The organism is Pontibacter virosus (genome assembly GCF_003096355.1).
Taxonomy (GTDB): Bacteria; Bacteroidota; Bacteroidia; order Cytophagales; family Hymenobacteraceae; genus Pontibacter; species Pontibacter virosus.
Genome location: NZ_QEKI01000014.1, coordinates 72,438 through 87,999, shown reverse-complemented (window position 1 = coordinate 87,999; position 15,562 = coordinate 72,438). Strand labels below are relative to the sequence as shown.

Below are 15,562 nucleotides of genomic sequence, written 5' to 3'. Positions count from 1 at the left end.
TGTGTTGATTCTTCTGCAGGCCTCCACTAAAATTAATGTGGACAATGTTTCCTGATTGGCAGGAATTATTTATCTTTCTGAAAACGTTACATACACATGGTAAATTTATTTGTTCCCCCAAGCTATATGTCCGTCTACGCGAAGTGTGTGGATGCGTCGATGCCGGCTTTCGAACCGGAAGAGTGGATAGAGGAAGGGAGAGTGTATCCTGTGAAGCACTTTACTGAGCCCCTCAACCAGGGTGACGGCTTTGCCGTGACCATCATGGATGAGGACGGCGTGGAGATCCATCCATCTTCTTCACACTGGAGTTTTGCCTCCGCCAGATTTGAATTGTACACCCTTCATTTGAATTGATATCAAAACCGCTGATATTTTCGTTAACCAAAAGGCTGCCCCGGCAGCCTTTTTTCATTGTATAAGGTATGGAGTAGATTTTTATGTTGAGTATTACTGAGTTTAATTCGCTTTCGCTCCGGGAGCAGGCCGCTATGGTGTTTGAGCAGGGGCGCTATCTGCATCACATTATTCGGGGGTGGTGCAAAATTGATTTGTACTGGTTTCATAACTACTATGTGGAGGTCTGGTTCCTGTACGATCTGAAAACCATCGGGCTGGTTCGCGCCCTCACCAACAAGGCTTCTCTGGACCCTTATCTCGAAACGATCAAACTCAGAGTCAAAACCTAAAGGTACAGCCACGCTATCATACAGGAATTGCTGCGCTCATTTAAAGCAGGTGCAGGTACAGCGGTTGTTTGCGGGGCGGCATGGGCGAGGGTTTGCCGAAATTTGATACTTTTGCAGGTATACGCAACCCGTATCATTCAAAATCAAAACACATGAGAAAAGCCTTACCAAAGAAAAATATCCTTTTAGTAAGTACCTCCACTACCCACGGCACGGGCTACCTGGAGCATTGCCAGAGCGAGATACAAGAACTGCTGGGTGACCGCAAGAGCATCCTGTTTATACCTTACGCTCGTCCCGGCGGCATTTCCCACACCGACTATACGGCCAAAGCGCGTGAGGCCTTTGAAGCAATGGGCATCAAGCTAAGCGGGGTGCACGAGGCGGAGAGCGCGGTTGCGGCTGTAGAACAGGCGGAGGCGGTGTTCATCGGCGGTGGCAACACGTTTCTGCTGCTGCGCCAACTCTATGCCAACAAACTGATTGAGCCGTTGCAGAAGCGGGTGGAGCAGGGCATGCCGTACATGGGCACCAGCGCCGGCACCAACGTGGCCGGCAAAACCATCGGCACCACCAATGACATGCCGATCGTGTTCCCAAAGTCATTCGATGCGCTGCAACTAGTGCCTTTTAACATCAATCCGCATTACCTGGATCCGTTGCCTGATTCCACACACATGGGCGAAACGCGCGAGACCCGTATTCAGGAGTTTCATGTGCACAACCGCCAGCCTGTAGTAGGGTTGCGTGAAGGTAGCATGCTGCGCATAGTAGGGGAGAGAATCAGCCTGCTGGGGCCGCACCCGGCACGCATCTTTTTGCAGGGACAGCCTGCCATGGAGTTTAAACCTACAGATGATATCAGCTTCCTCTTGGAGGCTTACTAAGTCTGGATATGATAAAGGCAAAAGCCCCTGCTAACGTATAGCAGGGGCTTTTTGTCCAAAAAAACAAGGCAAAATGCCAGGTCCTTTTGCTGTTCTCACTATAATTATCTATTCAAAAAACTACTGTGCTTTGTTGCTGGCCTCCAGCTTTTTGAGGAGGAGCTTCGTAAACTCCCGCTCACTGCGGTAGAGTTTGATGATCTGGTTCGAAGAGATTACGCGCTGGTAACGGGCAACGTATTCTTTTTCCAACTCCAGCTCTCTTTCGCGGGTGCTGAACATGCCATCCAGGCGGTTCTTCGCTTCCTGTTCACTTAGTTGGTCCACGTCTTCACGATAGCCGCTGCGGTAGGAGCGCACAAGGTCGCGTCGCTTGGTCTCGTACTCGTTGTAGAGTGGCCAGAACTTCTGCGACTGCTCTGCGGTCAGTCCCATCTTGTCTGTCAGGAAGGCCACTTTGGCGGCCTCCACATTTTCTCTTCTGTCCTGTGGACGACCATTTTGGGCCATGGCCACAGTGCCGCCCAGGGTTAAGGCGCAAAAGAGAAATAAAATCAGTAATCGTTTCATCGGTGCTTTAATAGTCAATCGTATCCAGTTGGTAGTATTCTAGCTCTTCTTCGGCGGCCTTGGAACTCACGTTCAGAAACTCAGAGGTCATCTCATTTTCTGAAACTGTTCTCAACTCGGCAAAATCAGAACTCTCCAGCACAGCGTAAGTGCTCAGGTAATTCAGTATATCTTCGTCCTGAATACTGGCCAGGTTTGCTATTGGCTGATCCGCCTTATTATTCAGATTAACAAAGTAAAGCACACCCAGCACCAATACCAGCATCAGGGGAGCCAGTGCCAAACGCAGCGGCTTCCAGGCGGCGGCATACCAGGGAGCGGGGCTATACCCAGCACCGGCGGTACGCTCCATGATCTGAGCAGGCAATCTGTCGAAGTACTTTTCCGGCACCTCGTAGATGTTGCGCTTGGGCAGGTCGCTTAGTTTAAAATCGTTTTTCATGGTTCATGTACTTATCAGTTAGATAGCGATAGAGCACTATAGTTTAATCCCGTTTAATAAATTCTTCAATTTTTTTCACGGCGTGGTGGTAAGAGGCCTTCAAAGCGCCAACCGAAGTGCCCAGAATCTCGGACATTTCCTCATATTTGAGCTCGTCGTAATACTTCATGTTGAAAACCAGCCTTTGTTTGTCAGGCAGCTTCAGCAGTGCTTTTTGCAGTTTGAGCTGTATCTCATCTCCGTCAATATTTGGTGAAGAATCGATCTTCTCGGTAAGCTCGGCAGCAACGTCGTTTATGGGCAAAAAGAATTTTTTCCGTTTGCTCGAAAGAAAGGTAAGGCACTCGTTGGTGGCGATACGGTAAAGCCAGGTATAAAGCTGCGCATCCTGCCTGAAATTCTCCAGGTTCTTCCATACCTTGATGAACACTTCCTGTGTGAGATCGTCTGCGTCGTCGTGGTCGATCACCATTTTCCGGATGTGCCAGTAGATTTTCTGCTGGTACTTCCGGACAAGCTGGTTAAAGGCCAGGTTGCGGCTATCAGGGTTGGCGAATTTTTCTAAGATCTCTTTGTCTTCCACGTATCAGGCAGCAGGGGCAGGGCGGTTATACCTGTCTGAATATGCAATATAATGCATAAAAACAGAAGAGGCTGCACTTTAACAGTACAGCCTCTTCTGTTTTATTAAAAAATATAAGGTATAACCCTTGGTATTACTTGCGGCTGATCACACGCTCGACAGCAGCCACAATGTTCTCGGTGCTCAAGCCATACTTTTCCATCAGCTGATCTGGCGTACCAGACTCACCGAAGGAGTCGTTCACAGCTACCATCTCCAGTGGGGCAGGCAGTTGGCGGCCCAGCAGCTGCGCTACCGAATCACCCAGACCACCGTTCATCTGGTGCTCTTCGGCCGTTACCACGCACTTGGTCTTGCCTACTGATTTCAGGATGGCCTCGTCGTCAAGTGGCTTGATAGTGTGGATGTTGATGATCTCGGCGTTGATGCCTTTCTCAGCCAGTTTATGACCTGCTTCAATAGCTTTCCATACCAGGTGACCTGTTGCCAGAATGGTTACGTCTGTGCCTTCGTTCAGCATCACCGCTTTGCCAATCTCGAATTTCTGGTCGGCAGGGGTGAAGTTTGGAACGGCCGGACGACCGAAACGCAGGTATACCGGACCTTCGTAGTCGGCGATCGCAATGGTCGCGGCCTTGGTCTGGTTGAAGTCGCATGGGTTGATCACAGTCATGTGCGGCAGCATTTTCATCATGCCCACATCTTCCAGAATCTGGTGCGTGGCACCGTCCTCACCCAGTGTCAGACCGGCGTGCGATGCGCATATCTTCACGTTCTTGCCTGAGTAGGCGATTGACTGACGGATCTGGTCGTACACGCGGCCCGTCGAGAAATTGGCGAAGGTACCTGTGAAAGGAATCTTGCCACCAATCGTCATACCGGCTGCCAGACCCATCATATTGGCCTCGGCTATACCTACCTGGTAGAAGCGCTCTGGAAACTCCTTTTTGAAGGCGTCCATTTTAAGCGAACCGATCAGGTCAGCGCAAAGGGCTACTACGTTCGGGTTGGTGCGACCAAGCTCCAGCAAGCCTACGCCAAAACCAGAACGGGTGTCTTTTTTCTCTGTATATGTATACTCTTTCATTTCTGTGTTTTAATGCTTAGTAATCTGAAGCTTGCTCTACTGCCAATTGCTGAAGTGCGATCTCCAACTGTTCGTCGTTTGGTGCAACGCCGTGCCACTTATGTGAGCCCATCATGAAGTCCACGCCAAATCCCATCTCCGTGTTCATCAGGATCATCACCGGCTTGCCGTTGCCGGTAGCCTTCTTCGCGTCTTCCAGCGCAGGCAGCAGCGTCTCGAAGTTGTTACCGTCAGCCTCCAGTACATGCCAGCCGAATGCCTCGAACTTCTGACGCAGGTCACCCAGCGCCAGTACCTCTTCAGTACCGCCGTCGATCTGCTGGTAGTTGCGGTCTATTGTGGCAATCAGATTGTCCACTTTGTTGTGGGCAGCATACATAGCTGCCTCCCATATCTGACCTTCGCCCAGTTCGCCGTCGCCCATCAGCACGTACACCAGGTTGTTGTCCTTGTTCAGTTTCTTGGTTTGCGCAGCACCAACTGCCACTGATAGACCCTGACCCAGTGAGCCAGACGCCACACGGATGCCTGGCAGTCCTTCTTCAGTAGCCGGGTGGCCTTGCAGCCTGGAGTTGATCTTGCGGAAGGTAGCCAGTTCGGACACTTCAAAGAAGCCGGCGCGAGCCAACACACTGTACCATACCGGAGAGATGTGGCCGTTGGAAAGGAAGAAAAGGTCTTCGCCTTCGCCGTCCATGTTGAATGGTGATGGCTTGTATTTCATTACGCGGAAGTACAGCGACACGAAATAGTCCGTGCAGCCGAGCGAGCCGCCCGGGTGGCCGGAGTTTACCGCATGCACCATGCGCACGATGTCACGGCGAACCTGTGCCGCGATCTCCTTAAGCTCTTCGATGCTTTTGTTGTGTGGGTTCACGTTTTTATGAATTGTTAAGTTGTTGATTTTTGAATTTTTAAATTGTTGATTGTTAAATTGTTGATGCAGATTAACAATCAGGTGTATTTTCTTACAGCATTTGGGCAGGCTATACCTGCCATGCTGTATCCAAGGGTCTTGTCTCTCTTCCAGAGAACAAATATACAACGAAAAAAGCGCAGCCGTCTTTTGGACAACTGCGCTTTGCGTTACTTTTTCAAAATCTGGGCGGCGTGGTCGGCCGTTTTCACTTTCGTGATGATGTCCTCAATGCTGCCATTCTCGTCGATGATGAAGGTGAATCGCATCGTGCCCATGTATTTGCGGCCGTACATTGATTTCTCCTGCCACACGCCGTATTGCTCCACAAGCTGTTTATCGGTGTCAGCCAGTAAGGTGAATGGCAGTTCGTACTTGCTGATGAACTTCTGGTGCGATTTCTCGCCGTCGATGCTCACGCCGATTACTTCGTAGCCTTCACGCTGCAGATCGCTGTAGTTGTCGCGCAGATTGCAGCTTTGGGCGGTGCAGCCGGAAGTGTCGTCTTTCGGGTAGAAATAAAGAATCACTTTTTTGCCGCGGTAATCACTTAGTTTTACCGTGTTGCCGTCTTGGTCCTTTGCCTCAAACTCTGGGGCTTTGTCTCCGATTTTCAGTTCCATGGGTTTCTGTTTTTCGCTGGCGCCGCTGGTATACGCTATACCTTGTGCCCCCGCTTGTTCAGTTTTATCCGGTACTTTATGTCCTTTGCAGGTCAGGGTCATTTCATTTTACTTCTTTTGTCATCCTGTAAGGATCTTGGGAGCAAGTAGCTTCAACTTAACCTCCCGGGGGAAGGGGCCCTCTATTTCAACCAAGTTTCTTAACAGAATTACAGTAAGTTTTTTGCCTGTTTTCTTAGAATGAAACGACTCTGTTATGCAGGTTGTCTTTTCGCTAGAAATCAATGCACAAGGCTTATGATTTTAAATGGTTGTCGTAAACACTGCCTCGTTACCGGCATTGTCTTTCACCTTCAAAACCACCTTGCCTGACAAAGGTATGCTTTTATCTAATTTTTCGGAGTATATGGTCGCAGTTTTGTGCTCGTATTTCATCAGCAACCATTTGCCGTTTACTTCACAGCGAAATGAGTTGACACCCGAAAGGTCATCACCGATCCTGAACTTGATCTGGGTTGGGCTCTTACTGAGCAGTTTAATAGTTGGGGCTTTTACATCCTCGAGTACCTTGAACTTGCCCATCGCCCGAGCTGAAAAAGTGATGCTGTTGCCGTCCCAAACACCGCCCAGCATACCGCGACCTTTGCCCAGACCCAGATAATAGACAGCGGCTTTGCTCTTGTCAGTAACCGGCGTGCTCGGTGTAATGGTCACTTTAATGGGCTTGTGCAAGGGCGTGAAGTAATCGCCGATGGTATACACATCGCCTTCCTTTTTCGCATGCAGGTAGAGTGTATCATACAAACTCGCTTTCTCGAAGCGGATGGCCATGTCGCGGTTCGTAAAGCTGTGCTCCTGGCCAGAAGGTATAGCGGCCTGCAAATCAAGCGGGGTCGTGGTGCCGCAGTACTCGAGCGACTCCGGCAGACCGCCACGCAGGTCGTACAGACTCACAGAAGCAGCGCCTTTGGTATAGCTCGGCACCAGCATCAGGCGTTGGTTGTTCACCACCATCTCCACGTTGCGCGGTGTAGCCGACGTGTCGGAAGCGTTTACCTTCAGGATGTTGCCAATGATCTCGTAGCTTAGCTGTGGCTTGGCCACCTTGCCATTAGTCGCCTGCGTGAAAGTTGGTTTCTGCCCCTTTACCACAAAGGTGAGGGTGGAGGCATTGTTGTAGGTGTCTTTAGCTACCAGGCGCACATGGTATATCGAATCGGCCTGTACGTTGAGTCTGCCCCGGTTCTGTGGTGCAGTGTAGAGTGGGAGGTCGTTGCCGTAGTCCACATAGGCCTTTTGGAAGGTGCGGCCCGTGCGGCGGTACACGTTGTAGTTCACGTGTTGCGATACCTGTTTCGAAAGATCAAATGGCACCCGGTCGATGTGGTGGTTGTATACCTGTTTGTCGTTCACGAACACGGTCACGTCCTGCGTGCCGTTGCGGTTTTGGGTATCGTCGTAGCGGTCGATGGTCTGTAACTCAAAACCGATCAGGCCGTGCGCATATACCGTGTCTGGCAAGGTATGCACGCCATTGGTTTTCTTGGGAGTATACTCCTTACGCGCAAACTCCTGGTTGATGCGGGCATAAATGTTGAGTGGCTGTATACCCAAGCCCAACAAGTCTGGAGGCGTGGTGTCGATGATCTCCTTAAAGCCCCAGCGCAACGGGTTGTACAAGCGGTCTTCCGAGTCACGAATCTCGAAATGCAGATGTGGCCCGCCCGAGCCACCTGTGTTGCCGGACAAGGCGATGATCTGCCCTTTCTTCACCGGGAACAGGTTCTTTTCGGGAAACACCTCTAGTTCAAAGGTTTCCTTCTCGTACTGTTTCTGCAGCATATAGTCCGCCAAAGGGTCGTAGAAGGCCAGCAGGTGCGAATAGGTAGTGGTGAGCCCGTTCGGATGCGTCACATAGATAATGTTACCATACCCGTAGGTCGACATCTTGACACGCGAGATATACCCGTCAGCGGCAGCGTATACCGACAAGCCCTCGCGCTGGTCGGTTTTAATGTCGATCCCGCCATGGAAGTGGGTGGCGCGTATCTCCCCCATGGAGCCGGATAGGAAGTTTCGCACTCCTGGCTTGATGGGGAACATAAAGTACCCCTGTTCTGGCGCCGGTTGGGCGTCCGCTGCAAGGGTAGTGAAAATGTAAGCGAAAAGGAGCGCGAGGCGCTTATTTAATTTCAAAGTCGAGTAGTTTTTTATCTTCAACATAGCCTTCCAATCTGTCGCCGATCTGCACCGGGCCCACTCCCTCAGGCGTACCTGTAAAGATAATATCGCCTTTCTTCAGGGTGATGAAGCGGGAGATATATGCGATGATGTCATCAAAGGTGTTCAGCATCATCTTCGAGTTGCCTTGCTGGCGGGTCGCGCCGTTTACATCCAACTTAAAGTTGATGTCGTGCAGGCTCTCAAACTGGTCGAGCGACAGAAACTCCGACACCGGGGCAGAGCCGTTGAAGCCTTTGGCCAGCGTCCAGGGCAGTCCTTTGGCCTTTGCCTTGGCCTGCAGGTCGCGGGCCGTGAAGTCTATACCCAGACCAATGGCATCATAATACTTGTGGGCAAACTTCTTGTCGATGTTCTTGCCCTCGCGGCCGATGCGCAGAATCAGCTCCACTTCGTGGTGTATGTCCTGGCTGTATTCCGGATAGTAAAAAGGCTCGTTGTTACGGAGAATGGCTGTGTCGGGCTTAAAGAATATCACCGGTTCGTCCGGCACTTCGTTTTTCAGTTCAGCTATGTGATCGGCATAATTGCGGCCGATGGCTACTATTTTCATAAAATGTTAAGGGAGTTTTCTTTATCGATTCTCAAAAATAGGCTATATCCGGTTTCGGTGCAGCATGATTCTGCAAAAAGAATCTGTTTCAGGACAATTTTTTCTGATCGCGTGCAGCCTTAATGTGTAGGAGCCTTTTTTATACTTTAACAAGAGAAGCCTCCCTTTATTGTGCACATAGGGTGTACAACATTTTATAATACAGCGTTCGTATACCTCCTTAATGCCGGACAAGGTGGCAGACTGTGGTTTTGTGTCAGTTTGCACTTTGTTTTATCGGTTAAAGTATAGTAATTTTATCATATTAAACGATCCACTCTACTCTGATTCTTAAAAATTGGTTCAAAATTTGAAAAGCCTTTTTGAAAGAGTCATTTAAATTTTAAAACTATGTACAAGAAGTTAATTGCCTTTTCGATAGCAGCAGTGATGATGGTAGCCTGTACGACGGTACCGATCACAGGCCGCAGACAGCTGAGTCTCGTGTCAGACGCGCAGATGATGCAAATGAGTTACGACGCCTACGACCAGTTTTTGAAAGAGAACAAGCTGTCGCGCGACGCACAGGCTACGGCCATGGTGAAACGCACCGGACAGCGTATTCAGCGTGCCGTGGAGCAGTATATGGCTGCCAACAACATGTCAGACCAGTTGCAGGGCTTCGCGTGGGAGCATAACCTGATCGAGGATGAGCAGGTGAACGCCTGGGCTATGGCGGGTGGTAAGACAGTGACTTACACCGGTATATTGCCGATCGCCCAGAACGAGACGGGTCTTGCCGTGGTAATGGGGCACGAAATTGCCCATGCTATTGCCAAGCACAGCAACGAGCGCATGAGCCAGCAACTGGCGCAGCAGTTCGGTGGCCAGACGCTTTCTGCCCTGGCCGGTACACAGCCGGGTGTAGCGCAGCAGTTACTGATGACAGCCTATGGTGCCGGCTCTACGCTGGGCATGCTGAAGTATGGCCGTAACCAGGAGAGCGAAGCTGACCGTTTGGGACTGATCTTTATGGCCATGGCAGGTTACAACCCGCAGGAAGCGATTCCTTTCTGGGAACGCATGGAAGCCAAGTCAGGCGGTCAGGCACCACCGGAGTTCCTGAGCACGCACCCGAGCGCTGGTACACGTCGTGCTAACCTGCAGAGCTATATGCCTGAGGCCATGAAATACTACAAGAAATAAACACTAACCCGATAAACCTACATGACTCCATCACCCTTAGCCAATGGCCGGCACTTGCTGCTGACCTGCCTGCGCTGGTCGCTGGCCCTGACTCTGATCCTACTGGTAGCGGCTGGCTGTTCGCGCCGCGAAGCTTTTCCGGAGGAAAGTGAAGAGGTGCCACTCGACGAGGAGGCCGGACCTAAGTATGACGGGCAATTGTTGGCACAGGTGGTGTTGGACGAGATCGACTTTGTAGTACCGCAGCAGGAGCTGGTGCAGCCCTTTATAAAGGAATTTGGCAACGGAACTGTGGTGAACAAAGTGACAATCCATAAGGTGCAGGACAACAAGAAGCTTCCTGCTACCTATTACCTGGTGGGTTTGGGTATGTACAATGGCTCTTTCCGCTCGATGGCACTGGAACTGGATGTGGCGTCAGACAACAGCCTATACCTGAGCAGCAAGTCGGTGAAGCACATTTGCGAAGCCACCGCTGGCTGTGATTTCTGTTACTTCACCTTCGAGGACAATCGGATCACCGGCTGTCAGTGCTCGATCAGGGCGGCCGGTTACGACTGCCGCCACAAGGTGCAGGAAGGCAATAACCTGCTGCAAGGCGTGAGGTTGAAAAATTCGAGACAGAATTAGTCTAAGGTATAAACAAAAAAAGAGCGGGCTGCCAGTTATCTGGCAGCCCGCTCTTTTTTTGTTTTTAATTGGGATTTAGATCATCTGAAATCCTGAGAATCTTTTAATCCTGTAAATCCTTGGGGTAGTGGCCCTATATAAAGATCTAAGACACGCTACTCTGCATGTTTCTCAATCTAATGCGGGTCAGGATCTTTTTGGTATACAGCGGGAAATCGCCTTTCATCATCCAGTCGTAGTAGCTGGGCTCTTTGCTGAGCACTTCTTCTACCGGCACGTTGCGGTGCTTGCCGAAGTTAAAGACCTCTTGTCCGGCGTTATTGTACACAATGCGGCCAGCCAGGTCGGCTGACTTCTCGAACGTGAACTTGTGTAGCTGCGCCATATCGTTTTGGATAGGAGCCTCTTCTATACCTTCTGCTACTTCTACTACGGTATTTTCATAACGCTCCAGCTGTGCTTTCAGGATGTGGTAAGTGGCCACGGTGTCGGCCTCGGCGCTGTGGGCGTTCTCCAGCGTTTTGTTGCAGTAGTATTTGTAGGCGGCAGAAAGCGTGCGCTTCTCCATCATATGGAAAATACGGCAGGCGTCCACCACGTGGCGGTTGTCGATGTCGAAGTCTATACCTACACGCAGGAACTCCTCGGCCAGCAAAGGTATGTCGAAGCGCACCAGGTTGTAGCCACCCAGGTCGCAGCCTTCCATAAACTGGTACAGGTTGCGGGCCACCTGCTGGAAAGTAGGTGCATCCTTTACGTCCTCGTCGTAAATCTTGTGGATCAGACTCGACTCGAGCGGAATCGGCACAGTCGGGTTGATGCGACGTGTTTTAAGTATTTCTTCGCCGTTTGGCATCACTTTCAACACGCTGATCTCGACGATGCGGTCTTTGCAGATGTCGGTGCCGGTGGTTTCGAGATCGAAGAATACGATGGGGCGCTTCAGGTTCAATTGCATGGTTGGGTGGTTTAAAGAACCGCTTTTTTGAGCGCCTCCAAGTCAAGGTTTTGATAAGTACCGGAGCTCATGAGCAGCAGGTTGGCGTTCTGCCAGTCCATCCCTTTCAGGTGCTCGAGCAATGCGGATGAGTCGGTGTATACTTGCAGCTGCGGATTGCCGAAAGCGCTGCGCAGATCTTCTTCTGAGAGCATCTCCATGCGCTTGTGCTCCACCGTTTTAGGGCTGAAGAACACGATCGGCACATCGGCTTTGTCGAGGGCACCGGCATACTGTGGCAGGAAATTCTTGTTGAGACTGCTGAAGGTATGCAGCTCGACACAGGCCACGAGCTTGCGCTGCGGGTACTGCGTTTTCACGGCTTCGGTTGTTGCTTTTACTTTGGAAGGTGCATGGGCAAAGTCACGGAAGATCACGGTTTTTTCGTTCTCGCCAAGTTTCTCCAGTCGCTTGGCTGCTCCCTTAAACGTCTTGAGCGCTTCGTAAAAGTCAGGTGCCTTAATACCAATCTTTTTACAGACTTCTTTTGCTGCGCTTATATTCCGGAGGTTGTGCTCCCCGAAAAGCGGGATCTCTATATCACCCTCTTTTTTCGTGTGCAGAATGGTCTTGCCGTTAACGATGCTGTGCGGGTGCGCAGTATAGCCAATGTAGTTGATGTCGGCGGGGTTGCGCGGCACGGCCACCAGCTGCACCTGCTCGTCGTCCTGGTTGTAAATAAGGGTACCGGCCTTTGGGGTCATCTCCGCGAAAATGCGAAACTGGTCGCGGTATACCTCCGGCGTCGGGAACACGTTGATGTGGTCCCAGCTGATGCCACTGATCACCCCGATGTGGTGGTGGTACAGGTGGAATTTCGGTACACGTTTGATCGGGTCAGAAAGGTACTCGTCGCCTTCGATGATGATGATCGGAGCTTCTTCCGTGAGTTTGACCATGCGGTCGAAGCCCTGCAACTGAGCGCCCACGGCGTAGTCGAACAGGCGGCTGCAATGCTGGAGCACGTGCATGATGATGGAGGTGATGGACGTTTTGCCATGGCTGCCGCCGATCACGATGCGCTGTTTGTGCTTGCTCAGTTCGTAAATGAAATCCGGGAAAGAGTAGACCGGTATACCCAGCTCCTGTGCGCGAAGCAGCTCCGGGTTATCGGCGCGGGCGTGCATCCCCAGAATCACGGCATCCGGGCGGTTGTCTAATTTTGCTGGAAACCAGCCTTCCTCAGCCGGCAGTATACCTGCAGCCGCCAGCCGGCTTTTGGCCGGCTCGTAGATCTCGTCGTCCGAACCAGTCACTTTTATACCCTGGTCATGCAGCGCCAGGGCAAGATTGTGCATGATGCTGCCACCTGTGGCAATCAGGTGAATGTGTTTAAAATCCGTTCTCTCCATAATCCGTGCTATGCATTTAGCGAACCGACAAAATTATAATTCCTCGGCTAAATAAAAATAGCTATACGCTAATATGTGGATATCTTCCGTAATTTGTGGATTACTTGGGCGGCTTACTTTTTAAATTTGTGGTATGGAGGAGATGAAAATGAACGTGCGGCCAACTGGCAACCGCGGCACCTGGAGCAAAAAAGCGCCTGCCGTGGCAGAGTTGGGTAAAAAACCGCCGCAGGCACTAGATTTGGAGGAGGCCGTGCTAGGCGCTCTGATGTTGGAGAAAGATGCGCTTACCACGGTGATCGACATTTTGCGACCCAACTCTTTTTATAAAGAGGCGCACCAACGCATTTTTAAAGCGATCCTGGCCCTGTTCGACAAGTCAGAGCCGATCGATATCCTGACGGTAACCCACGAGCTTCGCGAAAACGGGGAGTTGGAGCTAGCAGGTGGTGCTTACTACGTCACGCAGCTGACAACCCGTGTGAACTCGGCGGCCAACATCGAGTACCACGCCCGTATCATCACGGAAAACTCGATCAAGCGCGACCTGATCTCGATCTCCTCCGAAGTGCTTTCAAGTGCTTTTGAAGATACCACCGACGTTTTCGAACTGCTCGACAGAACAGAGGCCAAGCTCTACGAAGTATCGGAATCGAACATCCGCAAGAATTTCGACGACATGCGCTCTTTGATGCATGCCGCTATCAAGGAACTGGAAGAGAAACGCAAGCAGACCGACGGTCTGACTGGCGTGCCAAGCGGTATGACGGCCCTGGACCGCGTAACGTCCGGCTGGCAGAAATCGGATTTGATCATTCTGGCAGCTCGTCCGGCGATGGGTAAGACGGCCTTCGTGCTTTCCTGCCTGCGCAACGCAGCGGTTGATTTCAAAAAGGGTGTGGCGATCTTCTCGCTTGAGATGTCCTCGCTGCAGCTGGTGAATCGTCTGATTTCTTCGGAAGCCGAGCTCGATTCTGAAAAGATCAAGAAAGGCAGCCTGGAAGATTACGAGTGGGCGCAGCTCAATCATAAAATAGCAAAACTCACCGAAGCCCCGATCTTTATTGACGATACGCCCGGTCTTTCCATTCGTGAGCTCCGCACCAAGTGCCGCCGCCTAAAAGCGCAGTACGACATCCAGATGGTAATCATCGACTACCTGCAGCTGATGAGCGGAAACGCGGAAGGCAAGGGTGGTGGTAACCGTGAACAGGAGATTGCTTCTATTTCGCGAGCCATGAAAATGCTGGCCAAGGAACTGAACGTGCCAGTAATTGCCCTGTCGCAGCTGAGCCGTGCCGTGGAAACCCGTGGTGGTGACAAGCGTCCTCAGCTGTCTGACCTTCGTGAATCCGGTTCCATTGAGCAGGATGCTGACATGGTGCTTTTCCTCTACCGTCCGGAATACTATGGCATCACCGAAGACGAAATGGGCAACCCAACGGCCGGGGTAGGAGAGGTGATCATTGCCAAGCACCGTAACGGATCGTTGGAAAACGTACAGCTGAAGTTTATTGGCAAGTATACCAAGTTCACGAACCTGGACTCTGATTTTGGTGGTGACGGTGGCTTTAATGCATTGCCGAACAGCAGCTTCGACACGGAAACACCAGGCGCTATCAGACTGGGAAGCCGTATGAACGACGGCAGTAAGGGTGGGGGAGGATTCCCGGCCTCAGGTTTTGACGAGGAACCACCGTTTTAAGGATTAGACAAAAGTTAAACTGATAAAAGGCAAAGGATACAAAAGAAAGCTCCTAACAATTGCTGATAATACAGCTTCTTTAGTGAGTTGCTAACCGGAGTCATTGTGTCGGTAAAAATTATAAAAAAGCCGCTGCGCCCAGAGCCAGCGGCTTTTTTATTTTACATCCACTCTACTTTCTCATCCAGTGGCACCGTGCGTTTACCCTCTGCTGCAGGTTCATCTGCATAACCCAGGTATAGAATGCCCAGTACAACATCCTCATCGCGCAGGTGTAGCATTTCTTTCATAGGTGGTTGATAGGCCATACCACCAGAACCCCAATAGCTCGCTATACCGAAGGCGGTAGCACCCAGCAATAAGTTTTGGATGGCGCAGGAAGTGGCAGCTATTTCTTCCAGAGCAGGAATTTTAGGGAGATTACCACGCTGCATATAAGCTACGATCACGTGCGAGGCCTGGTCACCCATGTGTAGCAGTTTGTCATACTTCTGCTGCATGTATTTCTCTTCATTCGTGTGCTTTTTGTATAGATCAGCATGCGCCAGGCAGAAGTCCTGTACTTTGTCGCCGGCGTATACCTTGAAGCGCCAGGGCTCCGTGTGCCCGTGTGTAGGAGCCCAGTCGGCTAGCTCGAGTAGTTGCTTTATCTGCTCGTCAGGTATACGTTGCCCGTTCATTTTACCAGGTTTAGTGGTTCTGCGATTTTGTATGATGTGGCTTATTTGAGAGAATGATATATCCATTGTGATTGTTACTTTGTTTCTATAAAGGTACGGACATTGATTGCCCTATCCCAATTTGGGTGTATGGTAGGGCATTAGAGCCAGCTTGGGAGATGACTTGACCTCGCAGCGTCTTGCAGACCTGCGGGTATCTAACAGATCGGCAGCGGCTGAAGAGGTATAGGTATGGTTATGATCGTCGGTTTAGACACTCGCGGGAGCTGCGCACACCGCGAGGTCTTTAGGAATTGCTTGTCTGAATCAGGATTTACAGGATTAGAGGATTAACGGGATTCTGGTGCACGATTGTAACCCCATCCCAACCTTCCCCTTAAAACAGGGGAAGGAGCCGTGCGCGATTATCATCCTCCTGCCCC

Annotated in this window: 17 protein-coding genes; 6 read left to right on the top strand and 11 right to left on the bottom strand. The window is 51.0% G+C overall.

From position 1 onward, the window contains the following. Positions 1–126 precede the first annotated feature (126 nt). From C8E01_RS17175 to pepE, 3 genes are all read left to right on the top strand, one after another. Positions 127–357, top strand: coding sequence for a hypothetical protein (locus C8E01_RS17175; protein WP_243409654.1), 231 nt, complete (start codon positions 127–129; stop codon positions 355–357). 83 nt (positions 358–440) lie between these two features. Next, on the top strand, positions 441–689 hold the full coding sequence (locus tag C8E01_RS17170) for a hypothetical protein (protein WP_116544690.1): 249 nt from the start codon (positions 441–443) through the stop codon (positions 687–689). A gap of 152 nt (positions 690–841) precedes the next feature. Next, the gene (gene pepE, locus C8E01_RS17165; RefSeq protein ID WP_116544730.1) at positions 842–1,576 is read left to right on the top strand and encodes a dipeptidase PepE; all 735 of its coding nucleotides are present in this window, start codon (positions 842–844) and stop codon (positions 1,574–1,576) included. Positions 1,577–1,696: 120 nt separating this feature from the next. Here pepE and C8E01_RS17160 read toward each other — a convergent pair whose 3' ends face one another. The 8 genes from C8E01_RS17160 to C8E01_RS17125 form a co-directional block, all read right to left on the bottom strand. Further along, positions 1,697–2,146 carry a hypothetical protein gene (locus C8E01_RS17160; protein WP_243409653.1) on the bottom strand — a complete coding sequence of 150 codons (450 nt, stop codon included), beginning with the start codon at positions 2,144–2,146 and terminating at the stop codon, positions 1,697–1,699. 7 nt (positions 2,147–2,153) lie between these two features. Next, on the bottom strand, positions 2,154–2,588 hold the full coding sequence (locus C8E01_RS17155) for a hypothetical protein (RefSeq protein WP_116544689.1): 435 nt from the start codon (positions 2,586–2,588) through the stop codon (positions 2,154–2,156). Between the two features lie 43 nt (positions 2,589–2,631). Continuing rightward, positions 2,632–3,171 carry an RNA polymerase sigma factor gene (locus C8E01_RS17150; RefSeq protein ID WP_116544688.1) on the bottom strand — a complete coding sequence of 180 codons (540 nt, stop codon included), beginning with the start codon at positions 3,169–3,171 and terminating at the stop codon, positions 2,632–2,634. 133 nt (positions 3,172–3,304) lie between these two features. Beyond that, complete coding sequence (locus tag C8E01_RS17145; protein WP_116544687.1) at positions 3,305–4,258, bottom strand: transketolase family protein; 954 nt, start codon at positions 4,256–4,258, stop codon at positions 3,305–3,307. Positions 4,259–4,274: 16 nt separating this feature from the next. Next, a complete protein-coding gene (locus C8E01_RS17140; protein WP_116544686.1) occupies positions 4,275–5,135 on the bottom strand; it encodes a transketolase in 861 nt (286 codons plus the stop codon). Between the two features lie 209 nt (positions 5,136–5,344). Further along, on the bottom strand, positions 5,345–5,797 hold the full coding sequence (gene bcp, locus C8E01_RS17135) for a thioredoxin-dependent thiol peroxidase (RefSeq protein WP_116544728.1): 453 nt from the start codon (positions 5,795–5,797) through the stop codon (positions 5,345–5,347). A 303-nt stretch (positions 5,798–6,100) separates the two neighbouring features. Continuing rightward, positions 6,101–7,993 carry a M23 family metallopeptidase gene (locus C8E01_RS17130; RefSeq protein WP_116544685.1) on the bottom strand — a complete coding sequence of 631 codons (1,893 nt, stop codon included), beginning with the start codon at positions 7,991–7,993 and terminating at the stop codon, positions 6,101–6,103. Further along, complete coding sequence (locus tag C8E01_RS17125; RefSeq protein ID WP_116544684.1) at positions 7,980–8,591, bottom strand: fumarylacetoacetate hydrolase family protein; 612 nt, start codon at positions 8,589–8,591, stop codon at positions 7,980–7,982. The genes C8E01_RS17130 and C8E01_RS17125 overlap by 14 nt, the downstream gene beginning before the upstream one ends. 390 nt (positions 8,592–8,981) lie before the next feature. Here C8E01_RS17125 and C8E01_RS17120 point away from each other — a divergent pair, with 390 nt between their 5' ends. Both C8E01_RS17120 and C8E01_RS17115 read left to right on the top strand, forming a co-directional pair. Further along, positions 8,982–9,776, top strand: coding sequence for a M48 family metallopeptidase (locus C8E01_RS17120; RefSeq protein ID WP_116544683.1), 795 nt, complete (start codon positions 8,982–8,984; stop codon positions 9,774–9,776). Between the two features lie 21 nt (positions 9,777–9,797). Then, complete coding sequence (locus tag C8E01_RS17115) at positions 9,798–10,406, top strand: hypothetical protein (RefSeq protein ID WP_116544682.1); 609 nt, start codon at positions 9,798–9,800, stop codon at positions 10,404–10,406. Between the two features lie 145 nt (positions 10,407–10,551). Here the strand turns inward: C8E01_RS17115 and C8E01_RS17110 are convergent, their stop codons facing one another. Continuing rightward, positions 10,552–11,364 carry a 3'-5' exonuclease gene (locus tag C8E01_RS17110; protein ID WP_116544681.1) on the bottom strand — a complete coding sequence of 271 codons (813 nt, stop codon included), beginning with the start codon at positions 11,362–11,364 and terminating at the stop codon, positions 10,552–10,554. An 11-nt stretch (positions 11,365–11,375) separates the two neighbouring features. Beyond that, positions 11,376–12,755: a UDP-N-acetylmuramate--L-alanine ligase gene (locus C8E01_RS17105; protein ID WP_116544680.1), complete on the bottom strand. Its 1,380-nt coding sequence runs from the start codon at positions 12,753–12,755 to the stop codon at positions 11,376–11,378. A 133-nt stretch (positions 12,756–12,888) separates the two neighbouring features. Between C8E01_RS17105 and dnaB the strand changes: the two genes are divergently transcribed. Further along, positions 12,889–14,460 carry a replicative DNA helicase gene (gene dnaB, locus C8E01_RS17100; RefSeq protein ID WP_116544679.1) on the top strand — a complete coding sequence of 524 codons (1,572 nt, stop codon included), beginning with the start codon at positions 12,889–12,891 and terminating at the stop codon, positions 14,458–14,460. 161 nt (positions 14,461–14,621) lie between these two features. Here dnaB and C8E01_RS17095 read toward each other — a convergent pair whose 3' ends face one another. Next, positions 14,622–15,206: a nitroreductase family protein gene (locus C8E01_RS17095; RefSeq protein WP_116544678.1), complete on the bottom strand. Its 585-nt coding sequence runs from the start codon at positions 15,204–15,206 to the stop codon at positions 14,622–14,624. Positions 15,207–15,562: the final 356 nt, after the last annotated feature.

What these genes read in the sequence shown, in the direction of transcription:
- C8E01_RS17160 (WP_243409653.1), bottom strand. Translation starts at nt 2,146, where the DNA reads ATGAAACGATTACTGATTTTATTTCTCTTTTGCGCCTTAACCCTGGGC.
- C8E01_RS17120 (WP_116544683.1), top strand. Translation starts at nt 8,982, where the DNA reads ATGTACAAGAAGTTAATTGCCTTTTCGATAGCAGCAGTGATGATGGTA.
- C8E01_RS17170 (WP_116544690.1), top strand. Translation starts at nt 441, where the DNA reads ATGTTGAGTATTACTGAGTTTAATTCGCTTTCGCTCCGGGAGCAGGCC.
- C8E01_RS17155 (WP_116544689.1), bottom strand. Translation starts at nt 2,588, where the DNA reads ATGAAAAACGATTTTAAACTAAGCGACCTGCCCAAGCGCAACATCTAC.
- C8E01_RS17095 (WP_116544678.1), bottom strand. Translation starts at nt 15,206, where the DNA reads ATGGATATATCATTCTCTCAAATAAGCCACATCATACAAAATCGCAGA.
- C8E01_RS17105 (WP_116544680.1), bottom strand. Translation starts at nt 12,755, where the DNA reads ATGGAGAGAACGGATTTTAAACACATTCACCTGATTGCCACAGGTGGC.
- C8E01_RS17145 (WP_116544687.1), bottom strand. Translation starts at nt 4,258, where the DNA reads ATGAAAGAGTATACATATACAGAGAAAAAAGACACCCGTTCTGGTTTT.
- bcp (WP_116544728.1), bottom strand. Translation starts at nt 5,797, where the DNA reads ATGGAACTGAAAATCGGAGACAAAGCCCCAGAGTTTGAGGCAAAGGAC.
- C8E01_RS17110 (WP_116544681.1), bottom strand. Translation starts at nt 11,364, where the DNA reads ATGCAATTGAACCTGAAGCGCCCCATCGTATTCTTCGATCTCGAAACC.
- dnaB (WP_116544679.1), top strand. Translation starts at nt 12,889, where the DNA reads ATGGAGGAGATGAAAATGAACGTGCGGCCAACTGGCAACCGCGGCACC.
- C8E01_RS17115 (WP_116544682.1), top strand. Translation starts at nt 9,798, where the DNA reads ATGACTCCATCACCCTTAGCCAATGGCCGGCACTTGCTGCTGACCTGC.
- C8E01_RS17125 (WP_116544684.1), bottom strand. Translation starts at nt 8,591, where the DNA reads ATGAAAATAGTAGCCATCGGCCGCAATTATGCCGATCACATAGCTGAA.
- pepE (WP_116544730.1), top strand. Translation starts at nt 842, where the DNA reads ATGAGAAAAGCCTTACCAAAGAAAAATATCCTTTTAGTAAGTACCTCC.
- C8E01_RS17175 (WP_243409654.1), top strand. Translation starts at nt 127, where the DNA reads ATGTCCGTCTACGCGAAGTGTGTGGATGCGTCGATGCCGGCTTTCGAA.